19 protein-coding genes are annotated in these 17,696 nt (G+C 33.7%); 12 read left to right on the forward strand and 7 right to left on the reverse strand.

Annotation, left to right across the window (positions count from 1 at the left end):
- Window positions 1-368 precede the first annotated feature (368 nt).
- The 4 genes from EW093_RS07590 (at window position 369) to EW093_RS07605 (ending at window position 4,234) form a co-directional block, all read left to right on the forward strand.
- Window positions 369-1,019: a redox-sensing transcriptional repressor Rex gene (locus EW093_RS07590; RefSeq protein WP_149567814.1), complete on the forward strand. Its 651-nt coding sequence runs from the start codon at window positions 369-371 to the stop codon at window positions 1,017-1,019.
- A 51-nt stretch (window positions 1,020-1,070) separates the two neighbouring features.
- Window positions 1,071-2,147, forward strand: coding sequence for a 3-phosphoserine/phosphohydroxythreonine transaminase (serC, locus tag EW093_RS07595; protein ID WP_149567815.1), 1,077 nt, complete (start codon window positions 1,071-1,073; stop codon window positions 2,145-2,147).
- 12 nt (window positions 2,148-2,159) lie between these two features.
- Window positions 2,160-3,317, forward strand: coding sequence for a 3-phosphoglycerate dehydrogenase family protein (locus EW093_RS07600; protein ID WP_149567816.1), 1,158 nt, complete (start codon window positions 2,160-2,162; stop codon window positions 3,315-3,317).
- A gap of 137 nt (window positions 3,318-3,454) precedes the next feature.
- Window positions 3,455-4,234: an SDR family NAD(P)-dependent oxidoreductase gene (locus EW093_RS07605; RefSeq protein WP_149567817.1), complete on the forward strand. Its 780-nt coding sequence runs from the start codon at window positions 3,455-3,457 to the stop codon at window positions 4,232-4,234.
- Here the strand turns inward: EW093_RS07605 and EW093_RS07610 are convergent.
- Complete coding sequence (locus tag EW093_RS07610) at window positions 4,226-4,789, reverse strand: hypothetical protein (protein ID WP_149567818.1); 564 nt, start codon at window positions 4,787-4,789, stop codon at window positions 4,226-4,228. The genes EW093_RS07605 and EW093_RS07610 overlap by 9 nt on opposite strands.
- Entirely contained in the window at window positions 4,786-5,040 is a 255-nt protein-coding gene (gene grxC, locus EW093_RS07615; RefSeq protein WP_149567819.1) for a glutaredoxin 3, read from the reverse strand. Before grxC ends, EW093_RS07610 begins: the two co-directional genes overlap by 4 nt.
- A gap of 95 nt (window positions 5,041-5,135) precedes the next feature.
- On the opposite strand from grxC, the gene EW093_RS07620 reads away from it, so the two are divergent.
- From EW093_RS07620 to EW093_RS07630, 3 genes are read left to right on the forward strand one after another with little or no spacing between them, the layout of a single operon-like run.
- Window positions 5,136-5,645 carry an RNA polymerase sigma factor gene (locus tag EW093_RS07620; protein WP_149567820.1) on the forward strand — a complete coding sequence of 170 codons (510 nt, stop codon included), beginning with the start codon at window positions 5,136-5,138 and terminating at the stop codon, window positions 5,643-5,645.
- Window positions 5,635-5,919, forward strand: a complete 285-nt coding sequence (locus tag EW093_RS07625) for a hypothetical protein (RefSeq protein WP_149567821.1) — start codon at window positions 5,635-5,637, stop codon at window positions 5,917-5,919. The genes EW093_RS07620 and EW093_RS07625 overlap by 11 nt, the downstream gene beginning before the upstream one ends.
- Window positions 5,916-6,377, forward strand: a complete 462-nt coding sequence (locus EW093_RS07630; protein WP_149567822.1) for a hypothetical protein — start codon at window positions 5,916-5,918, stop codon at window positions 6,375-6,377. The genes EW093_RS07625 and EW093_RS07630 overlap by 4 nt, the downstream gene beginning before the upstream one ends.
- A gap of 50 nt (window positions 6,378-6,427) precedes the next feature.
- Here the strand turns inward: EW093_RS07630 and EW093_RS07635 are convergent, their stop codons facing one another.
- Together EW093_RS07635 and EW093_RS07640 are read right to left on the reverse strand one after the other, a co-directional pair.
- Window positions 6,428-6,781, reverse strand: coding sequence for a hypothetical protein (locus EW093_RS07635; protein ID WP_149567823.1), 354 nt, complete (start codon window positions 6,779-6,781; stop codon window positions 6,428-6,430).
- Window positions 6,782-6,790: 9 nt separating this feature from the next.
- Window positions 6,791-7,426, reverse strand: coding sequence for an L-threonylcarbamoyladenylate synthase (locus EW093_RS07640; RefSeq protein WP_149567824.1), 636 nt, complete (start codon window positions 7,424-7,426; stop codon window positions 6,791-6,793).
- A 56-nt stretch (window positions 7,427-7,482) separates the two neighbouring features.
- Here EW093_RS07640 and EW093_RS07645 point away from each other — a divergent pair, with 56 nt between their 5' ends.
- The 5 genes from EW093_RS07645 to EW093_RS07665 all read left to right on the forward strand — a co-directional run bounded on the left by EW093_RS07645 (window position 7,483) and on the right by EW093_RS07665 (window position 14,234).
- Window positions 7,483-9,291, forward strand: coding sequence for a methyl-accepting chemotaxis protein (locus EW093_RS07645; RefSeq protein WP_149567825.1), 1,809 nt, complete (start codon window positions 7,483-7,485; stop codon window positions 9,289-9,291).
- Window positions 9,292-10,779 carry an N-6 DNA methylase gene (locus EW093_RS07650; RefSeq protein ID WP_149567826.1) on the forward strand — a complete coding sequence of 496 codons (1,488 nt, stop codon included), beginning with the start codon at window positions 9,292-9,294 and terminating at the stop codon, window positions 10,777-10,779.
- An 82-nt stretch (window positions 10,780-10,861) separates the two neighbouring features.
- Entirely contained in the window at window positions 10,862-12,010 is a 1,149-nt protein-coding gene (locus EW093_RS07655; RefSeq protein ID WP_149567827.1) for an MFS transporter, read from the forward strand.
- The gene (locus EW093_RS07660) at window positions 11,950-13,200 is read left to right on the forward strand and encodes a HEAT repeat domain-containing protein (protein WP_149567828.1); all 1,251 of its coding nucleotides are present in this window, start codon (window positions 11,950-11,952) and stop codon (window positions 13,198-13,200) included. The genes EW093_RS07655 and EW093_RS07660 overlap by 61 nt, the downstream gene beginning before the upstream one ends.
- Window positions 13,201-13,307: 107 nt before the next feature.
- A complete protein-coding gene (locus EW093_RS07665) occupies window positions 13,308-14,234 on the forward strand; it encodes a hypothetical protein (protein ID WP_149567829.1) in 927 nt (308 codons plus the stop codon).
- Here the strand turns inward: EW093_RS07665 and EW093_RS07670 are convergent.
- Genes EW093_RS07670 through EW093_RS07680 form a run of 3 tightly spaced genes read right to left on the reverse strand, consistent with a single transcriptional unit; the run spans window position 14,179 to window position 17,364 of the window.
- Window positions 14,179-14,697: a GNAT family N-acetyltransferase gene (locus EW093_RS07670; protein WP_149567830.1), complete on the reverse strand. Its 519-nt coding sequence runs from the start codon at window positions 14,695-14,697 to the stop codon at window positions 14,179-14,181. The two genes, EW093_RS07665 and EW093_RS07670, sit on opposite strands and share 56 nt — an antisense overlap.
- Window positions 14,669-16,213: a sigma-54 interaction domain-containing protein gene (locus EW093_RS07675; RefSeq protein WP_149567831.1), complete on the reverse strand. Its 1,545-nt coding sequence runs from the start codon at window positions 16,211-16,213 to the stop codon at window positions 14,669-14,671. Before EW093_RS07675 ends, EW093_RS07670 begins: the two co-directional genes overlap by 29 nt.
- Entirely contained in the window at window positions 16,210-17,364 is a 1,155-nt protein-coding gene (locus EW093_RS07680; protein ID WP_149567832.1) for a LeuA family protein, read from the reverse strand. The genes EW093_RS07675 and EW093_RS07680 overlap by 4 nt, the downstream gene beginning before the upstream one ends.
- Between the last annotated feature and the right edge of the window lie 332 nt (window positions 17,365-17,696).

A 17,696-nucleotide genomic window follows, 5' to 3' on the forward strand; every position in this document is an offset into this window, starting at 1 on the left:
TACTATCTACAAAATAGTAAGTGGGCATACTAGCTAGAAAAGCGAAGCTTTAACATTGTGTTATGGATATGTAGGGCAATATGCATACATCTGTTAGCCAAACTAACTTTAGCCTGTTCGCATGCTCAAGCAGTTAACTTCAGTTTACGACTAGGGAAGATCCCCTCGGAGTGAAGCGTAGCCCGAAAAAAGCCTCTCTCTGGACACAGAGCCCCCCCTAAAGGATCATAACCAGTTGTTTTTAAGTGTAAATATTTATGGCGTTACTGAAATCCCTTAATTAAAATCAATATTTTATAATCATCATTGACAGAATTCGATATATTTTTATATTATTACCTATCGTGAAATTATTCACTGGAGTTGATATGGAAAAGGAAGTTGACAAGATAATCATTCCTAAACCTGCAATAGTAAGGTTATCAACTCTCTTTGTCCTTTTAGAAAACCTAGAAAAAGAGGGACAAACAAAGATTTTCTCCGCCGAAATAGGTAAACTTTTAGGTGTTCCCTCCCATACAATAAGAAAAGATATTAGTTTTTTGCGTCAGGCTGGAACAGGTAACGGCTATGAAATTTCAAATCTTAAAAATATAATTGCCGAATATCTTGGATTTAATAAATACAAAAAAGCGTGTATTGTTGGAATGGGGAGACTAGGAACTGTAATAACCACAAAAAACGGCTTTTATTCCAATCAATACGCTGTAGTAGCAGGCTTTGATAATAACCCTAAAAAGCTAAAAACAAGGCCAGATATGGAAATCTACCCTATGGATAAACTTAAAGAGATAATTGATAGGGAAAAAATAAAAATTGGAATTATTACAGTCCCTCAAAAAAGTGCTAGAAAAGTTGCAAATGACTTAATAGAGTGTGGAATTAAGGGTATTATTAATTTCTCCCCTGTTTTAATTGAAATAAACCGGGAAGATGTATTTATTAGAAATATTTTTATTGCAGGTGAATTTAATATTTTATCAGCATTAATATCACAATATGAAACAAACAAACTTTAGCTTGGTAGAATTGTTAAAACATTTCTACCAAACGACCAAGGAGAGTACAATATGAAAAGAGTTTTTAATTTTTCCGCAGGACCTGCAATGCTTCCAGAAGAAGTATTAAAAGAAGCAGCATCAGAAATGCTAGACTACCAGGGCTCTGGTATGTCGGTAATGGAAATGAGTCACAGATCCAAAGAGTTTGTTGCTATATATGAAAATGCAGAAAAACTTGTAAGAGAAGTAATGAATGTTCCAGATAACTACAAAGTTCTGTTTTTACAGGGTGGTGCTTCAACACAATTTGCTATGATTCCTGCAAACCTTATGAAAAAAGGTGGAAAGGTTGATGTAATAAATACTGGAGCATGGACTAAAAAAGCAGTTAAAGAGATTGGATTTTTTGGGAACGCTAATGTTGTAGCTTCATCGGAAGATGATACTTTTACATACATTCCTAAAGATGTTAAATTATCTGGTGATGCAGACTATGTATATCTTGCTTCTAATAACACTATTTATGGTACAAGATATGTAAATTTCCCAAAAACTGGAAATGTTCCATTAGTTGCTGATATGTCATCAAATATTATGTCAGAACCTGTTAATGTTTCAGATTTTGGTCTTATTTTTGCTGGTGCTCAAAAAAACTTAGGTCCTGCTGGAGTAACATTAGTAATTGTTAGAGAGGACTTAGTTGGTAATCATATAGATGGTACACCTACAATGTTACAATACAAAACTCATGTAGATGCATCCTCAATGTTTAATACTCCCCCAACTTATGCAATTTATGTTTTAGGAAAAGTTCTAAACTGGATTAAATCTAAGGGTGGTATCCAGGGTGTATATGAAAACAACCTAAAAAAAGCAAACCTTTTATATAACTTCTTAGATGAATCTAAAATGTTCAAAGGAACTGCAAAAAAAGAGGATAGATCTTTAATGAATGTTCCTTTTGTTACTGGAGATGCGGACCTAGATGCTAAATTTATTAAAGAAGCTACAGCTCAGGATCTTACAACCCTTAAAGGTCATAGATCTGTAGGTGGAATGAGAGCATCAATTTACAACGCTATGCCATATGAAGGTGTAGAGAAGTTAGTTAATTTTATGAAAGAATTTGAAAAGGCAAATAGCTAAAAAGGATTAATAATGTTCAAAATACAGACATATAATAAAATTTCAGACAAGGGTTTATCACTTTTTGATAAAGCTAAATATGATATAAGTGAAGACCACACAGATGCAGAGGGTATTATTTTAAGAAGCTATAAACTTCACGATACTAAGTTTCCAGCAACAATGAAAGCAATTGGTAGAGCAGGTGCTGGTACAAACAATGTTCCAACAGATAGATGTACTGATGAAGGAATAGTAGTTTTTAATGCACCTGGAGCTAATGCTAATGCTGTAAAAGAGCTTGTAATAACGGCTCTATTTATGTCATCGAGAAAAGTTGTTGAGTCTATATCTTGGGCTCAAACTTTAAAAGACGGAGAGAGTGACGTTGCTGCACAAGTTGAAAAAGGTAAATCAAACTTTGGTGGACCTGAGATTCTTGGTAAAAAAATTGGTGTTATTGGTCTTGGAGCAATTGGTGGGTTAGTTGCCAATGCATGTGATGCATTAGGAATGGAAGTTATAGGTTATGACCCATTTATTTCTGATGCTGCTAAAGAAAACTTAACAGATGGTGTAACAATTAAACACTCTTTAGATGATATTTTTGCAGAAGTTGATTATTTATCCCTACACTTACCTGTTAACAATGATACAAAAGGAATGTTTAACGCTGAACTTTTTGCTAAATGTAAGGATGGTATTAGGATTGTAAACTTTGCAAGGGGTGGTCTAATTAACGATGCAGATATGGTAACTGCTGTTAAAAGTGGTAAAGTGGCTAAATATATAACAGATTTTCCTAATGCTTCACTTTTAAACATTGAGAACATTATACCCATTCCTCATTTAGGTGCATCTACCCCAGAGTCAGAGGAAAACTGTGCAAAAATGGTTGTTACCCAGGTATCTCTATATCTAGAAACAGGTAACGTATTAAACGCTGTAAACTTTCCTAACATAAGCTTACCGGTTAAGGGAAATAGAATAACAGCTTGTGCCAAGAATAATACAGAACTTCTTTTTGGTGTAACAGAAGCTTTAAAGGCAGCTGGGATTGGACATGGAGATATGGTTAGTGAATCCCGAGGGAACTTAACCTATGTTATTGTAAATACAGAATCCGATGCTACTCCAGTATTAGATAAAGTAAATAACTTAGATGGAGTTGTAGTATCTAGAGCTCTTTAAAATCATTTAACCAATATATAAACCGTCATATTTATGGCGGTTTTTTTATGCCCAAATATAAAGTTAAGATAATTATACAAAGTTAAATTGTTTTACATATAACAAAAATACTCCTATTATTAATATGGGAGTTTAATATGAATGTTGTTATTACAGGAAGTACTAGGGGTATAGGTTATGCACTAGCAGAAGAGTTTTTGCAATTTGGACACAATGTAATGATAAACGGTAGGGATAGGATGAAGTGTGCCGAAATATATAGGCATCTTCATGGAAAGTATCCAGATAACCTTATTCATATATACGCCTGCGATGTAACTTGTTACAACTCTGTAGATAGAATGTACTGGGAGGCAAATAGGTATTTTGGTTCTGTAGATATATGGATTAATAATGCAGGTATGACCCAAGAGATGGAGTACTTCTACAACTTAGAAAAGTCCAATATAGACCAGGTCGTGGATTTAAATATTAAAGGTGTGATCTATGGAACAATGGTTGCTACAAAAAATATGTTAAAGAGTGGTGGGTATATATATAATATGGAGGGTTACGGTAGTAACAATATGATGACAAACTATATGACCATCTACGGAACAACAAAAAGAGCCCTTACATATTACACAAAGTCTGCTTCAAAGGAAGTAAAAAATAGCGGGGTAAAAATAGGGACTTTAAGCCCTGGAATGGTTATAACAGACCTTCTATTATCAGGAATAACAACAGAGAAGGAAGAGAGGGATAAAACAGTAAAGCTATACAATATTCTTGCTGATAAACCAGAAACTGTAGCAAAATTCCTAGTAAAAAAAATGCTCCAAAACAATAAGAATGGAGCATCTATAAGCTGGTTAACCAGTAGAAAACTCTTTTCTAGGTTTTTACTAAACCTATTTAAGAAAAGAGAATTAATATGAAATGATATCCTTAGTTAAAATATTAGGAAACTCTTTTTCTATCCTAGACTTCCCAACTTCTACGTCATAATTGAACTCGACATCTATATACAAACTACCAAAAGGAATAATATAGCTAAACCAAGGTCTAGTTATTTTATTAAAGCCGATATAAGTAGTCATAGCAGGTTTTACCTCAAAATCAAACAATAACTCTTCTGGTACAGAGAGGTTAACAGTCCTAGTAGTAGAATTATTATTATTATCAATTTCTGTAGTAGTTTTAGAAATAGAAATCATATGATAATACCCAACAGGTATAGGATAAACCGAAACCAGATCTTTCTTTTTAAAGTTAAAAACATACTTCTTTCCAGTTTCTGAATTTTCTATAATGATAGAATACGGTGAGTTTTTATATAAAAAACCCATAAAATAGACAGAACTATCCCAAAAAGTTCCTGCTATATACCCTTCATCTGTTGAGACTACATCATCTACAGAAAACTCTTTTAATGTTGTAGCACAACTTGATAAAAATAGAAAAACAAATGTAAGTTTTAAGACTTTAATCATTTTAGTAAGGTATCTAACTCGCCTCTTGCATCTAGGGCAAAGAGGTCATCGCAACCGCCTACATGTAAATCTCCAATAAAAATTTGAGGAACAGTCATAGATCCATTAGATTTATTTAGCATCTCTTCCCTAAGGTCATTACTTCCTTCTATGGATATTTCTGTAATATCGGCCCCTTTAGATTTTAGTAGACCCTTTGCTCTAACACAGAATGGGCATATTTTTTTTGTATACATTACAACACTAGCCATAATAATTCTCCATGGTATATTCAGATTTATATATAATAAAAAATAATTGAAAAAAAAGCCAACCATTTACTAATAAATACGCATAATATAAGTGTATGAAAAAAAGAGAGAAGTTGATGGAGGATATTTGGAAAACATATCACCCAAAACTACAGGTCTATCTAAAACAGTTATTCCCAAATACCAGGGAGATTGAAGATAGAGTAAGTGAAATTTTACTGAAGGTTTTTGACCAAATAGACAGGTATGATTCTAAATTTGCTCTATCTACCTGGATATACAGAATTGCTAGAAATAGTCAGATAGATGAGATACGAAAAATAACATTTAAAAGTGTTGAACTTCTAGAGGATACCATATCTACCGATGAAACACCTGAGGATATTTTTTTTAAGGATTTAGACCAGGAAGAAGTTAAAAATATAATATCAAAGTTAACCCCAGAAGAGAGGGAGTTAATATACCTCTATTTTTACGAAGAGTTAAATTATAGAGAGATAAATGAAATAACAGAGGTGCCTATAGGAACACTAAAATATAGGATGTCCTGTTCCAAACAAAAAATAAAAAGTATGATGTTAAGGAGTGGAAGTTATGAAAAATAATATTAAAAACTATTTTGAATCTGAAGTTTCTAAAGTTACTCCTCCTCCTTTCCCATCTTTTAAGAAAAAAAAGACAATTAAACCCTGGGAGAATATTCTATTAACAGCTTTAGCTGTAGCTTCCCTGGTTATTGTATATCTACCAAGTTCCTATGAGTCACAAATTAGAAGCTTGGTTATCTCAGAAGATGCAGGGACAGACTTAGTAGACAATTTATCCCGGGTAGTCTACCAGGCGGACCTGTATTTTAACAATAAAAGGAGTCGAAAATGACAAAAAAAAGATTTATTTTTCAATTACTATTTTTATTACTAATAATTTCATGGGGTATAGCCTTTGGAGGAAACCCATTCCTACTCTACCTTGATACACCATCTTTAATTATAACACCGATAGCTCCTTACATCGTATTATCTTTTATCTACCCATTCTCTAAACAAGGGGAGATTAATAGGGAAGTATTTAGCAATTCTGAGGCAAATAACAAGGTTGTTTTAGAACAAGCTATAGCGTTCTTTGAACTATTTAAAAGACTTGTAATCCTAGGTGCTGTACTTGGGACATTTATAGGGTTTATTGGAATTATGGGTTATCTATCAGAAATGACGGAACCCTCAATAATTGGTAGGAATATTGGTGTTTTAGCTATCTGTCCTTTTTATGCAACTGTTTTTATTTACGCTGTTATAGAACCATTAAAAGGTGTGGCAAAGAAAAAACTTATTGGTTAACAAATACAACACCTGACACGAAAGTCAGGTGTTGTTTAAACTATTATAGCCTAGCCAAAAACTGGAAAACCTTCTATAAAAACCCTGGAATATACTGCTGTAAATATAATAATCCCCAATATTAATGCAGAAATAATACCAACAATCTCTCCATTAATAACTTTATCTGTAAGTATATCTTCTCCATCAATACAAGTTTTTTTAAGCAATTCAAATAGATACTTTCTCTTGTAGTTAAAAAAAATAGCTATAGAGATAAAAATACTTCCAACTACCAAATTTATAACATAACCAATACTAGAGAGGAAAATGCTTCCTATAGTTATTAACCCAATTATTAGCCATAAGGAGATATTTATTAGATCCAAGAATTTTAATATCTTTAATTTTAAATTGCCTTTCATATTAGAGAATTAACCATCTATAAGTCCAGCTCCTTGACGAATCAATTCGGGTTCATTTTCAGTTAATCTAATAACCGTAGAGAGGTTTATAGGAAGTTCCTCCCCTGTATCTAAAACTAGGTCTAATCCAGGAATGTCCTCTACTTCCCACCCGTAGGTATATAAATTCTCCCTAGTAAATGTATAGTCCCAAGTCTCTCCCTCTGTCATCTCCCTTGCTGCAGTTATTACAAATAGAGGATTGCCGTACTGTTTTATTAATTCAAATGGGATATTATTTCCAGGTATTCTTACTCCGACTTCAGCCCTCTTCATATTAATAACTTTTTCTATTTTAGACTTAGCAGGGAGAATAAAAACATAGGGTCCCGGTGTATACTTTTTAATCAATTTAAAATGACTGTTAGAAAGGGTTGCCATCTCTTGAATTTGTTTAATATCACAACATAAGACACTAATAGAGTTTATTTTTTTCCCTCCTTTTAGTGTTTTTAACTTTTGAAGTCCCTCTTTTGAGTCAATACTACATCCAATTGACCAACTAGATTCAGTTGGGAATGCAACTAAACCACCACTATCTAGAACGTGACATGCTTTTTTTATGGCCCTAATATCAATATTATTCTCGTATACGTATTCAATCATAATTTATTATGCTCCTAAAAATTGATTTTTAATAGAGAATTCAATAAAATAACTTTATGAAAAACCTGAAAATAACCACAAAGGTAACTATGATTACCATTTTAGCCATGTTATGTATGTTAGCAATTACTATTTACTCTCTAAATACTGTTAATAAAGTAAAAATAACAGGGAGCTTATATAATAAGATTGAGCAGAACAAGGATCTTATTGCAGATATTCTACCTCCTCCATTTTACCTAATAGAAGCTTATTTAACAGTTAGTCAAATTATAACTTTTTATGATAGCCTCGATGTAAAACAGGAGATTAGAAAACTTAAAGAGTTAGAGGAAGTATATTATACTCAGTATAAATATTGGAGTGATAACTTAGAGGAAGGGGATCTTAAAACTATGGTTACAGTTCTTGCCTATAATCCTGCCCACAGGTTTTTCAGGACTGTTAATAATGATCTATTACCAGCACTAGAGGAAGGAGATATTGTAACTGCAAATATTATTTTAAACTCTATTCTAACCCCCCTATACCATGAACATAGAATCTTTATAAATAAGGCTGTTAAGTTAGCAACGGAACAAAGCGATGAGATTAAAAGGGATACTATGGGAGTTTTGGCCCAAAACAGACTATTTATGCTTGCTGTTCCAATTGTTTTTATAATAATTATATTTTTAATAGGTTTAATGGTTAGAAGAAATATATCAGCATCAATGAAAAAGGTTTTAAGAAGCCTAGAGCTTTATGCTGACGGTGACTTAAGGAATCAAATTACAGGTTTAAATAAGGATGAGCTTGGATCTATAGCGAGTCATTTAAATACAATGAATGGTAATATAAGTGTAATGATTGGAGGGGTTCAGGACACATCTGGAACCATTTCTAATATTGGAACAAATCTATATGAGAATATGGATGAAACTGTTAGTTCAATAGAGGAGATTTCTGAAAATATTACCCATATAAATGATAAAATGAGTAGGCAGATGTCTGGAGTTCAAGAGGCACAATTAGCAGTAAATGAGATTGTAAATAGTATACATGCCCTAAATAACCAGATAGAGAATCAATCCGCAAGTGTAACAGAGTCTAGTTCTGCAGTTGAGGAGATGGTAGCAAATATTGGATCTGTTAATACAATATTAAATAAAAACTCAGTATCTGTTGGAGACTTAAAAAAAGCCTCGGAACTTGGAAAAGTTGGAATGGCTGAGGTTGCAGATAATATAAATGAGATTAGTAGTGAATCCGACAGTCTATTGGAAGCCACAACAATTATTCAAAATATAGCAAGCCAAACAAACCTACTTGCAATGAATGCAGCCATCGAAGCCGCCCACGCAGGTGATGCTGGTAAGGGATTTGCAGTAGTAGCCGATGAGATTAGAAAGTTAGCAGAAGATTCAAACCAACAAGTTGAATCTATATCAAAAATATTAAAGAAGTTTAAAGACTCAATCGCGACAGTAGCTAATTTCTCAGCTTCTACTCAAACACAGTTTGAGGAGATCTATAACCTTTCGACAGTAGTAAGTGACCAGGAAGATGTTATTAGACGTGCAATGGACGAACAAAATACCGGGGGATCTGAAGTATTAAAGGCCATGATAGAGATATCTGAGATTACAGAAAATGTTAGAAACTACTCCCTAGAGATTATGGATAACAGTAATGGTGTAATTAATGAGATGGAAAACTTAAATAAAATAACTAGTGAAGTTAATGTTAATGTTAACCAGGTTGCCCAGAACGCAACCAATATTACTAACAGCAGTATTACAACAAAGGGTCTAAGTCAGGAGAACCAGGACCATGTTAAAAATCTACTAACTGAAATATCCTCATTTAAAATTGATAATAACTAGATGGATATTGAGAATCTAATAGGTCGTAGTGATAGGTTAAAACAGGGTATTTTTTTTACTAAGCACTGTATTGTTAATAATATTGTAAATAACTTTGACTTCTCTAATATTAAGAATGTTGTGGATTCTGCTGCAGGATCTTGTAATTTTTTAATAGGATTAGCAAAACAATATAGGGATATTAACTTTTATGGGGTTGAAAAGAATGTTGAAATTTACAATGAAGTAGATAAGTTAGTATCTACCATACCTAATCTACACTACTTTTTAGGAGATATAATTCTAGATAGTTTTCCTATTCCTAAATGTGATCTATATATTGGAAACCCTCCATTTATTAACTTTTCTGATCTTGATAAAGAGTATAGAGAGAAGATAAAACCTATATGGCTTAACTATTTCCCCCACTCTAAGGGTTTTAAAATGTTACTAGGAGATAGTAGAGGGGATATAGCCCAGCTTATTTTTGCCTTAACAGTTGATAAATACTTAGTAGATAAAGGAGAAGTTGGTGTAATTCTTCCAAACTCTCTAATAAAGGGGAACTCAGCCTCAGCAGGTTTTAGGGAGTTTTCCAATTTAAAAGTTAATAAGCTTGTGGATATTAGTGATGATAACCCGTTTGATAATACTAATAGAAACTGCTTCTACATATTAGGGGAAAAAGGGTCAGTTACAACTTTCCCTATTATATATAAAACTAAAGCCAGGAATATAAGGCTAATTAAAATTTCTGACGACCTAGTTGAAGAGGGAACTTCTATATTAAAAAAATCAAACTATATTGCACGACAGGGGGTTAATACCCTTGGTGCTAACGGTATATTTATTTTTAAGAAAGAGCCTCCCTTTGAATCACAGCTAATAAAACCCCTATTAAAAAGTTCAGATATAGACCCATTTCACTATAAACCTAGTTATAAAATACTATTTCCCTACATTAATGGGAAACCAATAGATGAGGAGACTTTACAACAAAAATACCCCAGGGAGTATAACTACCTACTAGGCTATAGGGAGAAACTAACAAATAGGAAGTCCCGATTTGTAAATAAGTGCTGGTACGCCCTCTTTGGAATCGGGGAGTATACATGTAAACCCTATAAGGTAGTATGGCGGGGATTAGGTGCTAAAGAGCTTGTAGTATCTGTTACAGCAGATGTTATACCAAACCAAGCCATGAACTGTTATATCTCTACGGATGTAGAGGATGAGGCCCACTATATTTGTGGTATTATGAACTCAACTCTTTTTAAGAACCAATTAAAACTACTAAACGAAGAGGGGGCTAAATCCTTTGCCCAACCTAATACTATTAATAAGATATATATTCCTAAATACAATGATAAAAACAGTATACACGTAAAAATAAGTTCTGTTTCTAAACAGCTTTCTCAAGTCCTAAAAGAGGAAAAACTTCTAAAATTAGAGATCTTGGTTAAGGAACTTTATATTGAAGAGGGTTTTATCTCCAGTTCAACTCTCTAAATCGATATTAAATGATAAACAAGATAGAATAAAAACTCTATTTGTTGTTGACCTAGAGTAATATTCTGTTGAACAATGGGGTATGAACAACAAGAAGATATCTCAGAAAGAGTTCAATCGAGCTCTTAAGCTAACACTACTTGGAGGAAGCTCATTTACAATTTGGTTTTCAGTAGCTTCTCCTCAACCAATCTTTAATGTTTTTTTTACTAACTACCTTGGTGCAACATCCAGCCAGTTAGGTATATTAATTGGAATTGTTCAACTTGCCACACTATTTAATTTACTAAGTATTCTTATTTACGGGAAAATTAAAACAAGAAAAGCATATCTTGTTACTTGCCATTTAATACATAGATTATTAGGAGTTTTGTTAGCAGTCTCCAGTTTTTACATGGCCAGAACAGGGGATAATAGAGGTGTAATAAAACTCATTTTTGTTGGATCTGCAATAAGTTGGATATTAGCTAGCTCTAGTGGTGCTGGTTGGTGGAGCTGGATGGCGGATCTAATTCCAGACAATATTAGGGCAACTTTTTTTGGACAAAGATCCTCAGTTATGAATATTGTTAATATTATATGGTTTATGGGAGTATCTGTTTTATTAGATACATGGACTAGTGTTAACGTATTTATAGTATATGGTGTTATATTCTCCATAGCCTCTATTGGTGGTTTAGCAGATATAATAATGATTGCATTTATAGTTGAACCGGAACAAAAAGAGAGGGAGAAGTTAACATTAGAGCACTTTTTAGAACCACTTAAAGATAGAAACTTTATTATATTCTCAATTGGTGTAGGTGTCTCTGTTTTTGCAGTAAATGTATTTGCACCATTTACATCCCCATATATAACAGCTAAAGATACCATTGGAGCACCAAATACCTGGCTTGGTATTATGTTTGTAATTTCCCAGTTAACATGGATTTTAGTATCTCCATCCTGGGGATTAATTATGGATAAGTTTGGAAGAAAACCAGTTTTGATGATAGGCTGCCTTTCTACCTTTGCAAACCTATTCTATTTTATTTTGTCACCAACTAACTACACATTTATTCTTCCTGTAATTGCACTATCAAGTGGTCTATTAGCTCCTGCTCTTTGGGATGGAATTAACCAGATGATGTTATCCCTTACACCAGATAAAAATAGGACTGCCTTTGTAGCTTGGAATATGACCATAGTAGGTTTAGTCTCTGCTGGGGGGCCTATATTGGAGGGGTATTAAAGGATAAAACAGAAGGAATTGATCTTGTTGTATGGAGTAACTTTCATATAATTAACATTCATATTATTTTACTACTATCTATTGTTTTAGTTATCATAGGATTAATTATAATCTCAACAGTTAGTGAGAATAAGAGTAAACCCCTAAAATTTGTTGTTAGTAGAGTTGTTCGCCCAGGAGTATTTAGAACTTTTTCAAATATGGGAACACTAAGTGGTACAACTAACTCAAATAGAATAGAGAAGACATTAAGGGCTATTGATGGAGACTCTAATGATATTGCCCTAGACGATATAATTGCCAGACTGTACGACCCAGACTCTGATGTTAGGGAAGAGGCCGCAAGGGCTTTAGGAAGGATTAAAAGTATAGAGGCTGTAGAGCCTTTAATAAAAGAACTAGATGATGAAAACTCAACAATTAGAAGTCAGGCCGCTTTATCCCTTGGAAAAATTGGAGATACAAACGCCCTTCCATCCCTATTTAACGCCCTTGATTCAGACTCGGAAGATGTACAAAATGCATCGGTTAAAGCACTTGGAATGTTAGGAAGTGATGAATCTATTAAAAACCTATTAAAGCTATTTAGAACAGACTCAGAAAAACTTACAGCAAATGGTGCTGTTGCCATATCTCAACTTGGAGTTTTAGAGGCGGCATGGGATATAATACCAAAAATGCATACATCACAAAACCCGGTTTTAGCTAGTCAGCTGGCTATTGCTGTTGGAAACCTATTAGGAAAACCAGGGGAGTTTTACAAGTTTATTACAGGGAAAAACAGTAATAGATCCTCCCATATTAAAAGTCTTTTTACAGATGTAATTAAAAACTCAGACAGGTTAATTGCCTCTTGCAGCCCATATAGACTCTCATCGGACTCTAAAAAGAAACTACTAATAAGACTTAAAAAGGTAGAGGGATTGTTCTCTGAACATAGGCTTTCAGAATCCTTTGCTCTATTGGATATATGTGTAAAAACTATTGTTAAAACAATCCTACACTCTAATCATGAACTCAAAAAAGAGCGTTACCTAGAGGAGTTATTTCCCTTAGATGAGAAAATTGGTCTTTGGTGGTGGTTTGTAACCCAGGCAGAAGAGTTTTTAGAAACTTCTACCGATGAAATAATTAAGATAGATATATTATTAACTCTCTACTTTATAAATACATTTAAGGGGAGAAAATAGCTCAAGTTTCACTTAAATGTAATTTTAAATCTCCTTTAATGCCATATTAGGAGTACTAGAACGATGGCATCAAATTTGCATTAAAAGTATGTAGATAGGAGATTAATATGTTTAACCAAGTTCCCAATATATCTTATTCCAATATTCATGGAGTATTAGAAAGCATACAACCCTTAGACAAAGTAGCTATATCCACAAAGGTTGGAACTCTTATACCAATATATAGAGTTGAAGACCATGGACGAAAAAAGTTGACCCCTGTAAAGGTAGATCCACTAGGTAGAGTAAAATCCTTACAGTTACAAGATGTCACACAGGTTAATACAACAGTAGGAGAGATACCTACTGAGTTTATTACTTTTTATCCTAGCGGAAATATAAGAAGGGTTTTTCCTTTAAATGGAAAACTATCTGGTTACTGGTCAGAGGATAATGAGTACAATCTGGCAAAGATAATAAGTATAAAGACCATGGTTGGAACTATATCCGTAAAACCTATATACGTACATTTCTACGAAACAGGAGAGTTAAAGAGTATTACTTTCTGGCCAAAGGAGAGAGTATTAATTAATACCAGATATGGGGAAATTAAAATAAAAACAGGTATATCCTTTTATAAATCCGGTAGAGTTAAGTCCTTTGAACCAGATTCACAGATTAGTATTGAGACACCAATTGGGAACTTGTTAGCATATGACCCAGATCCCATAGGGATAAATGGGGAGAAAAACTCCCTCTCATTTAACGAGGAAGGAGATGTAATAACAATTTCAACTATAAGTTCTGAGGTAATAGTAGTAGATAATAAAGGTATGGAAAACATTTTTACTCCAGATGTTCAACCAAGTAGATGTGATGATGAGATATTTATAATAAAACCTCTTAAGATTGAGTTCCATGGTGATGAAGTTATTTTTAAATACGGTTTTAAAACTATTGGAAAATCAAAAAATAATTCAGAGTTTATTATAAAAGAGTTTACTTCCAATAAGGTCCAGAATTGTAACTTATCTTCTTGCTCCAAAAGTTCATAACTGGAGTAGACTCTTTAAAACCAAGGGAGGAGTATAAGTTTCTTGCTACACTGTTATCCTCCCTTACTTCAAGGGTTACCTTAGCACAGGTTAACTCCCTAGCCTTATTTATTATAAACTCCATTAATAGTCTGCCAAAGCCTAGGCCTCTAAACTTTTTTAGAATACATATATCGTGGATATTTATAACATCACCTACCAAAAAGGTGCTAAAAGTAGTAAAACATACAGCACCCCCCACTAACTCTTTTTTTGAGAATATGAGGAAAACTAAAAGATTGGGATGATCCCTGAATTTATTAGCTAAAATCTCCCTCTCTTTTATAGTATAAGGAGGAGAGCTTCCCATGGAATCTTTTTTATAATTATCCAGGACTTTTATAATGGAAAATATATCCTCTGGATTCTTTAGATCTGCTAAACGGACTATAAATTCATTTGAACTTATCAATATCGATTCCATACTTCTCAACCCTTAAACCAAACTGTCTATATGTTATTCCAAGGTTAGTTGCTGCAGCCCTAATTTTACCACGGGTTCTTTTAAGCTCTTCAATTACAAACTCATACTCTACAAGGTCTAAATGACGTTGTAACTTCCCACTATCTTCAGGTATAACATTTCCAATTGTCTGTAGTGATGGAGGAAGGTTGTAACCATGTATAACTTCATCCTCAGCTAAAATTACAGCTCGCTCTATACAGTTTTCCAGTTCTCTAACATTTCCAGGCCAATGGTATGACATTAACATATCTATAGCTGGGGTAGATATTCGAGTAACCAAATTATTTGTAATTTCCGAATATTTTTTAATAAACATATCCACTAATAAGGGAATATCCGTTTTTCTGTCCCTAAGAGGAGGCACCATTATTGGAAAAACATTTAGCCTATAATAGAGGTCGAGTCTAAACTCTCCATCTTCAACTAACTGAAGCAGATCTCTATGGGTTGCGGCTATAACTCTAACATCAATTTTAACCTGCTCATTTGTTCCTACTTTCTCAATCTCCCTCTCCTGTAATACACGGAGTAGTTTTGACTGGGCTGTAAGGGATAACTCCCCTACCTCATCTAAGAATATCGACCCTCCATCTGCTGCTTGGAACTTCCCCTCTTTCTCTGTTATGGCACCGGTAAAAGCACCTTTACCATGACCAAAAAGTTCACTCTCGATTAAGGACTCTGGTAATGCAGCACAGTTAAAAGTAACAAAAGGTTTTGTTGCTCTATCACTGGAGTAGTGTATAGCCTGGGCAACTAACTCTTTACCAGATCCACTCTCTCCAAATATAATTGCAGTAGAACTTGTTTTTGATATTTTCTCTATAAGTTCATACATATTCTGCATAATGCTAGAGTTTCCAATTATATTTTTAGGATTGTATTTCTGTTTTAAACTATCTTGTAACCTATTATTCTCCATGGATAGTGTCTGTTCCTCGTGTATGGCCCGATGTAACTGTACAGATTTAGAGATCATGGTAGTAATTATTTTTAAGATTTTTAAATCATCATCTATAAACCTTCTCTCATCATAGGGTTTATCGATACTAAGTGAGCCTATTACTTCCGAGGTTGTTTTTACAGGAACACATATAAATGCAATTTTTTTATCCATTCCAGAGCTACCGGTTCTATTTAAAAACCTCTCATCACTTGTAATATCTGGAATGACAATAGCCTCTCCACTCTCTACAACTTTCCCAGTTATTCCCTCACCTAGCTGATATATACCCTTAGACTTCTCCTCATCTGTCATCCCAAAGGAAGAAGAGACTATAATACTTGAATTCTTCCTATTAAATATTGAGACCATTCCCCGTATAATTCCAAGATCTTCCCCCATAAAATTCATTAATTTGGGTAAAAGATCCTTCAAATCTTCTCCTGGAGTCATTTTTGAGGCTATTTTGAGTAACAATGATAGGTTTTTACTATGACGCTCTTTACATTCATCTTTTTTACACTCACTCATATAAGATCTCCTAAATATTCCGAATTATAAATCTTTAAAACCTCATCCCTTGTTAAAAAATTGTGCTTTTTCCGAGCTTCATACTTAAATTTATACATAAACTTCTCCAAGTTTTTTATATTAGTGTTAACTCCAAAACTATTTAGAATATTTAGTACATTGGACTTCCCTGAGTGTGAACCAACAACTAACCTATACTTAGATAACCCCTTTTCCTCAGGAATAAATGGTTGGTATGCCAAAGGGTTTTTTAAAAGTGTATGCCCGTGTATACCAGATTCATGGGTAAAAGCGTTTTTTCCAACAATAGGTTGATCTAGGGGAATAACCCTTCCTGTATATTTAGAAACTAAGGAACACAGGGGCTTTATCCTATTAATTTTGATTTTTGATTTTAGATTTTTATGCATATCTAAGGTAAAAGCCAACTGCTCTAAGGGTGTATTCCCTGCCCTCTCCCCAATTCCATTAATGGTAACATTTACAGAGTTTGCACCAGCTTCTAAAGCCATAATAGAATTTCCCAGAGCCAGCCCTAGGTCATTATGTCCATGGAAATCAATTTTGCCCATAAAAAGAGTTCTATACTTTAATATAAGATTATATACATCTAGAGGCATAGATGATCCAACTGTATCGGAAAACCGTATTCTATAAAGCTTTTTATCCTGTGCTATTGAACAAAGTTCTAACACTCTCTCTTCTGGAGATCTAAAACTATCCTGGATTCCAATAGAGACATTCTCAAAATGTTCTAAAGAGTAATCCAAGATAGAATCAACCCTACCAATAACTTTCTGCCATGAACCTAATTGATAGGGAGTGTGATAATATGAAACAGGAATGGATATATGAATTGTATTAACACCAGTTTTATACACCTGTTTTACATCATCAAGATTGAATCTTGACCACGCTGAGACCCTTGTATGTAAACTCTCTCTACCTAGGGATTTAACAAAATCAAACTCTTTAGAGCCCATTCTAGGAATACCAGCTTCGATCTCATCTATACCAATATCCGTTAATGACTCTACAATGTCCCACTTCTCTTTAGTAGAAAAGCTTATACCCGGAGCTTGTTCTCCATCCCTTAGGGTTGTATCAACAATTTCAACATCCATACTTACTAAAAGCAATATTAGTGCCAAGAATATTACTTAATAGAATTGGATATTCAACTCAAATAGTTACATTTTTGTTAGAAATTTATCTATTCTTAATACCTAAATGTTCCTTTTTTAAGCAATTACGTAATCAACATTAATTTCATCCTCTTCTAAACTGTCTAATATTGCATCAATATCATCTTCGCTATTGATTCCTCCATACCAGGTATTATCAGGGTAGATAACCATAGCAGGCCCCCTATCACAGACCTTTAGACAACTAGTTAGGGACAACATAATATCTGTTAAACCTCGCTCGTCTAACTCTTCCTGTAGGTATTGAATTAGAGCTACTCCACCACTCTTATCACAGA

The organism is Thiospirochaeta perfilievii, from assembly GCF_008329945.1.
GTDB lineage: Bacteria > Spirochaetota > Spirochaetia > DSM-2461 > DSM-2461 > Thiospirochaeta > Thiospirochaeta perfilievii.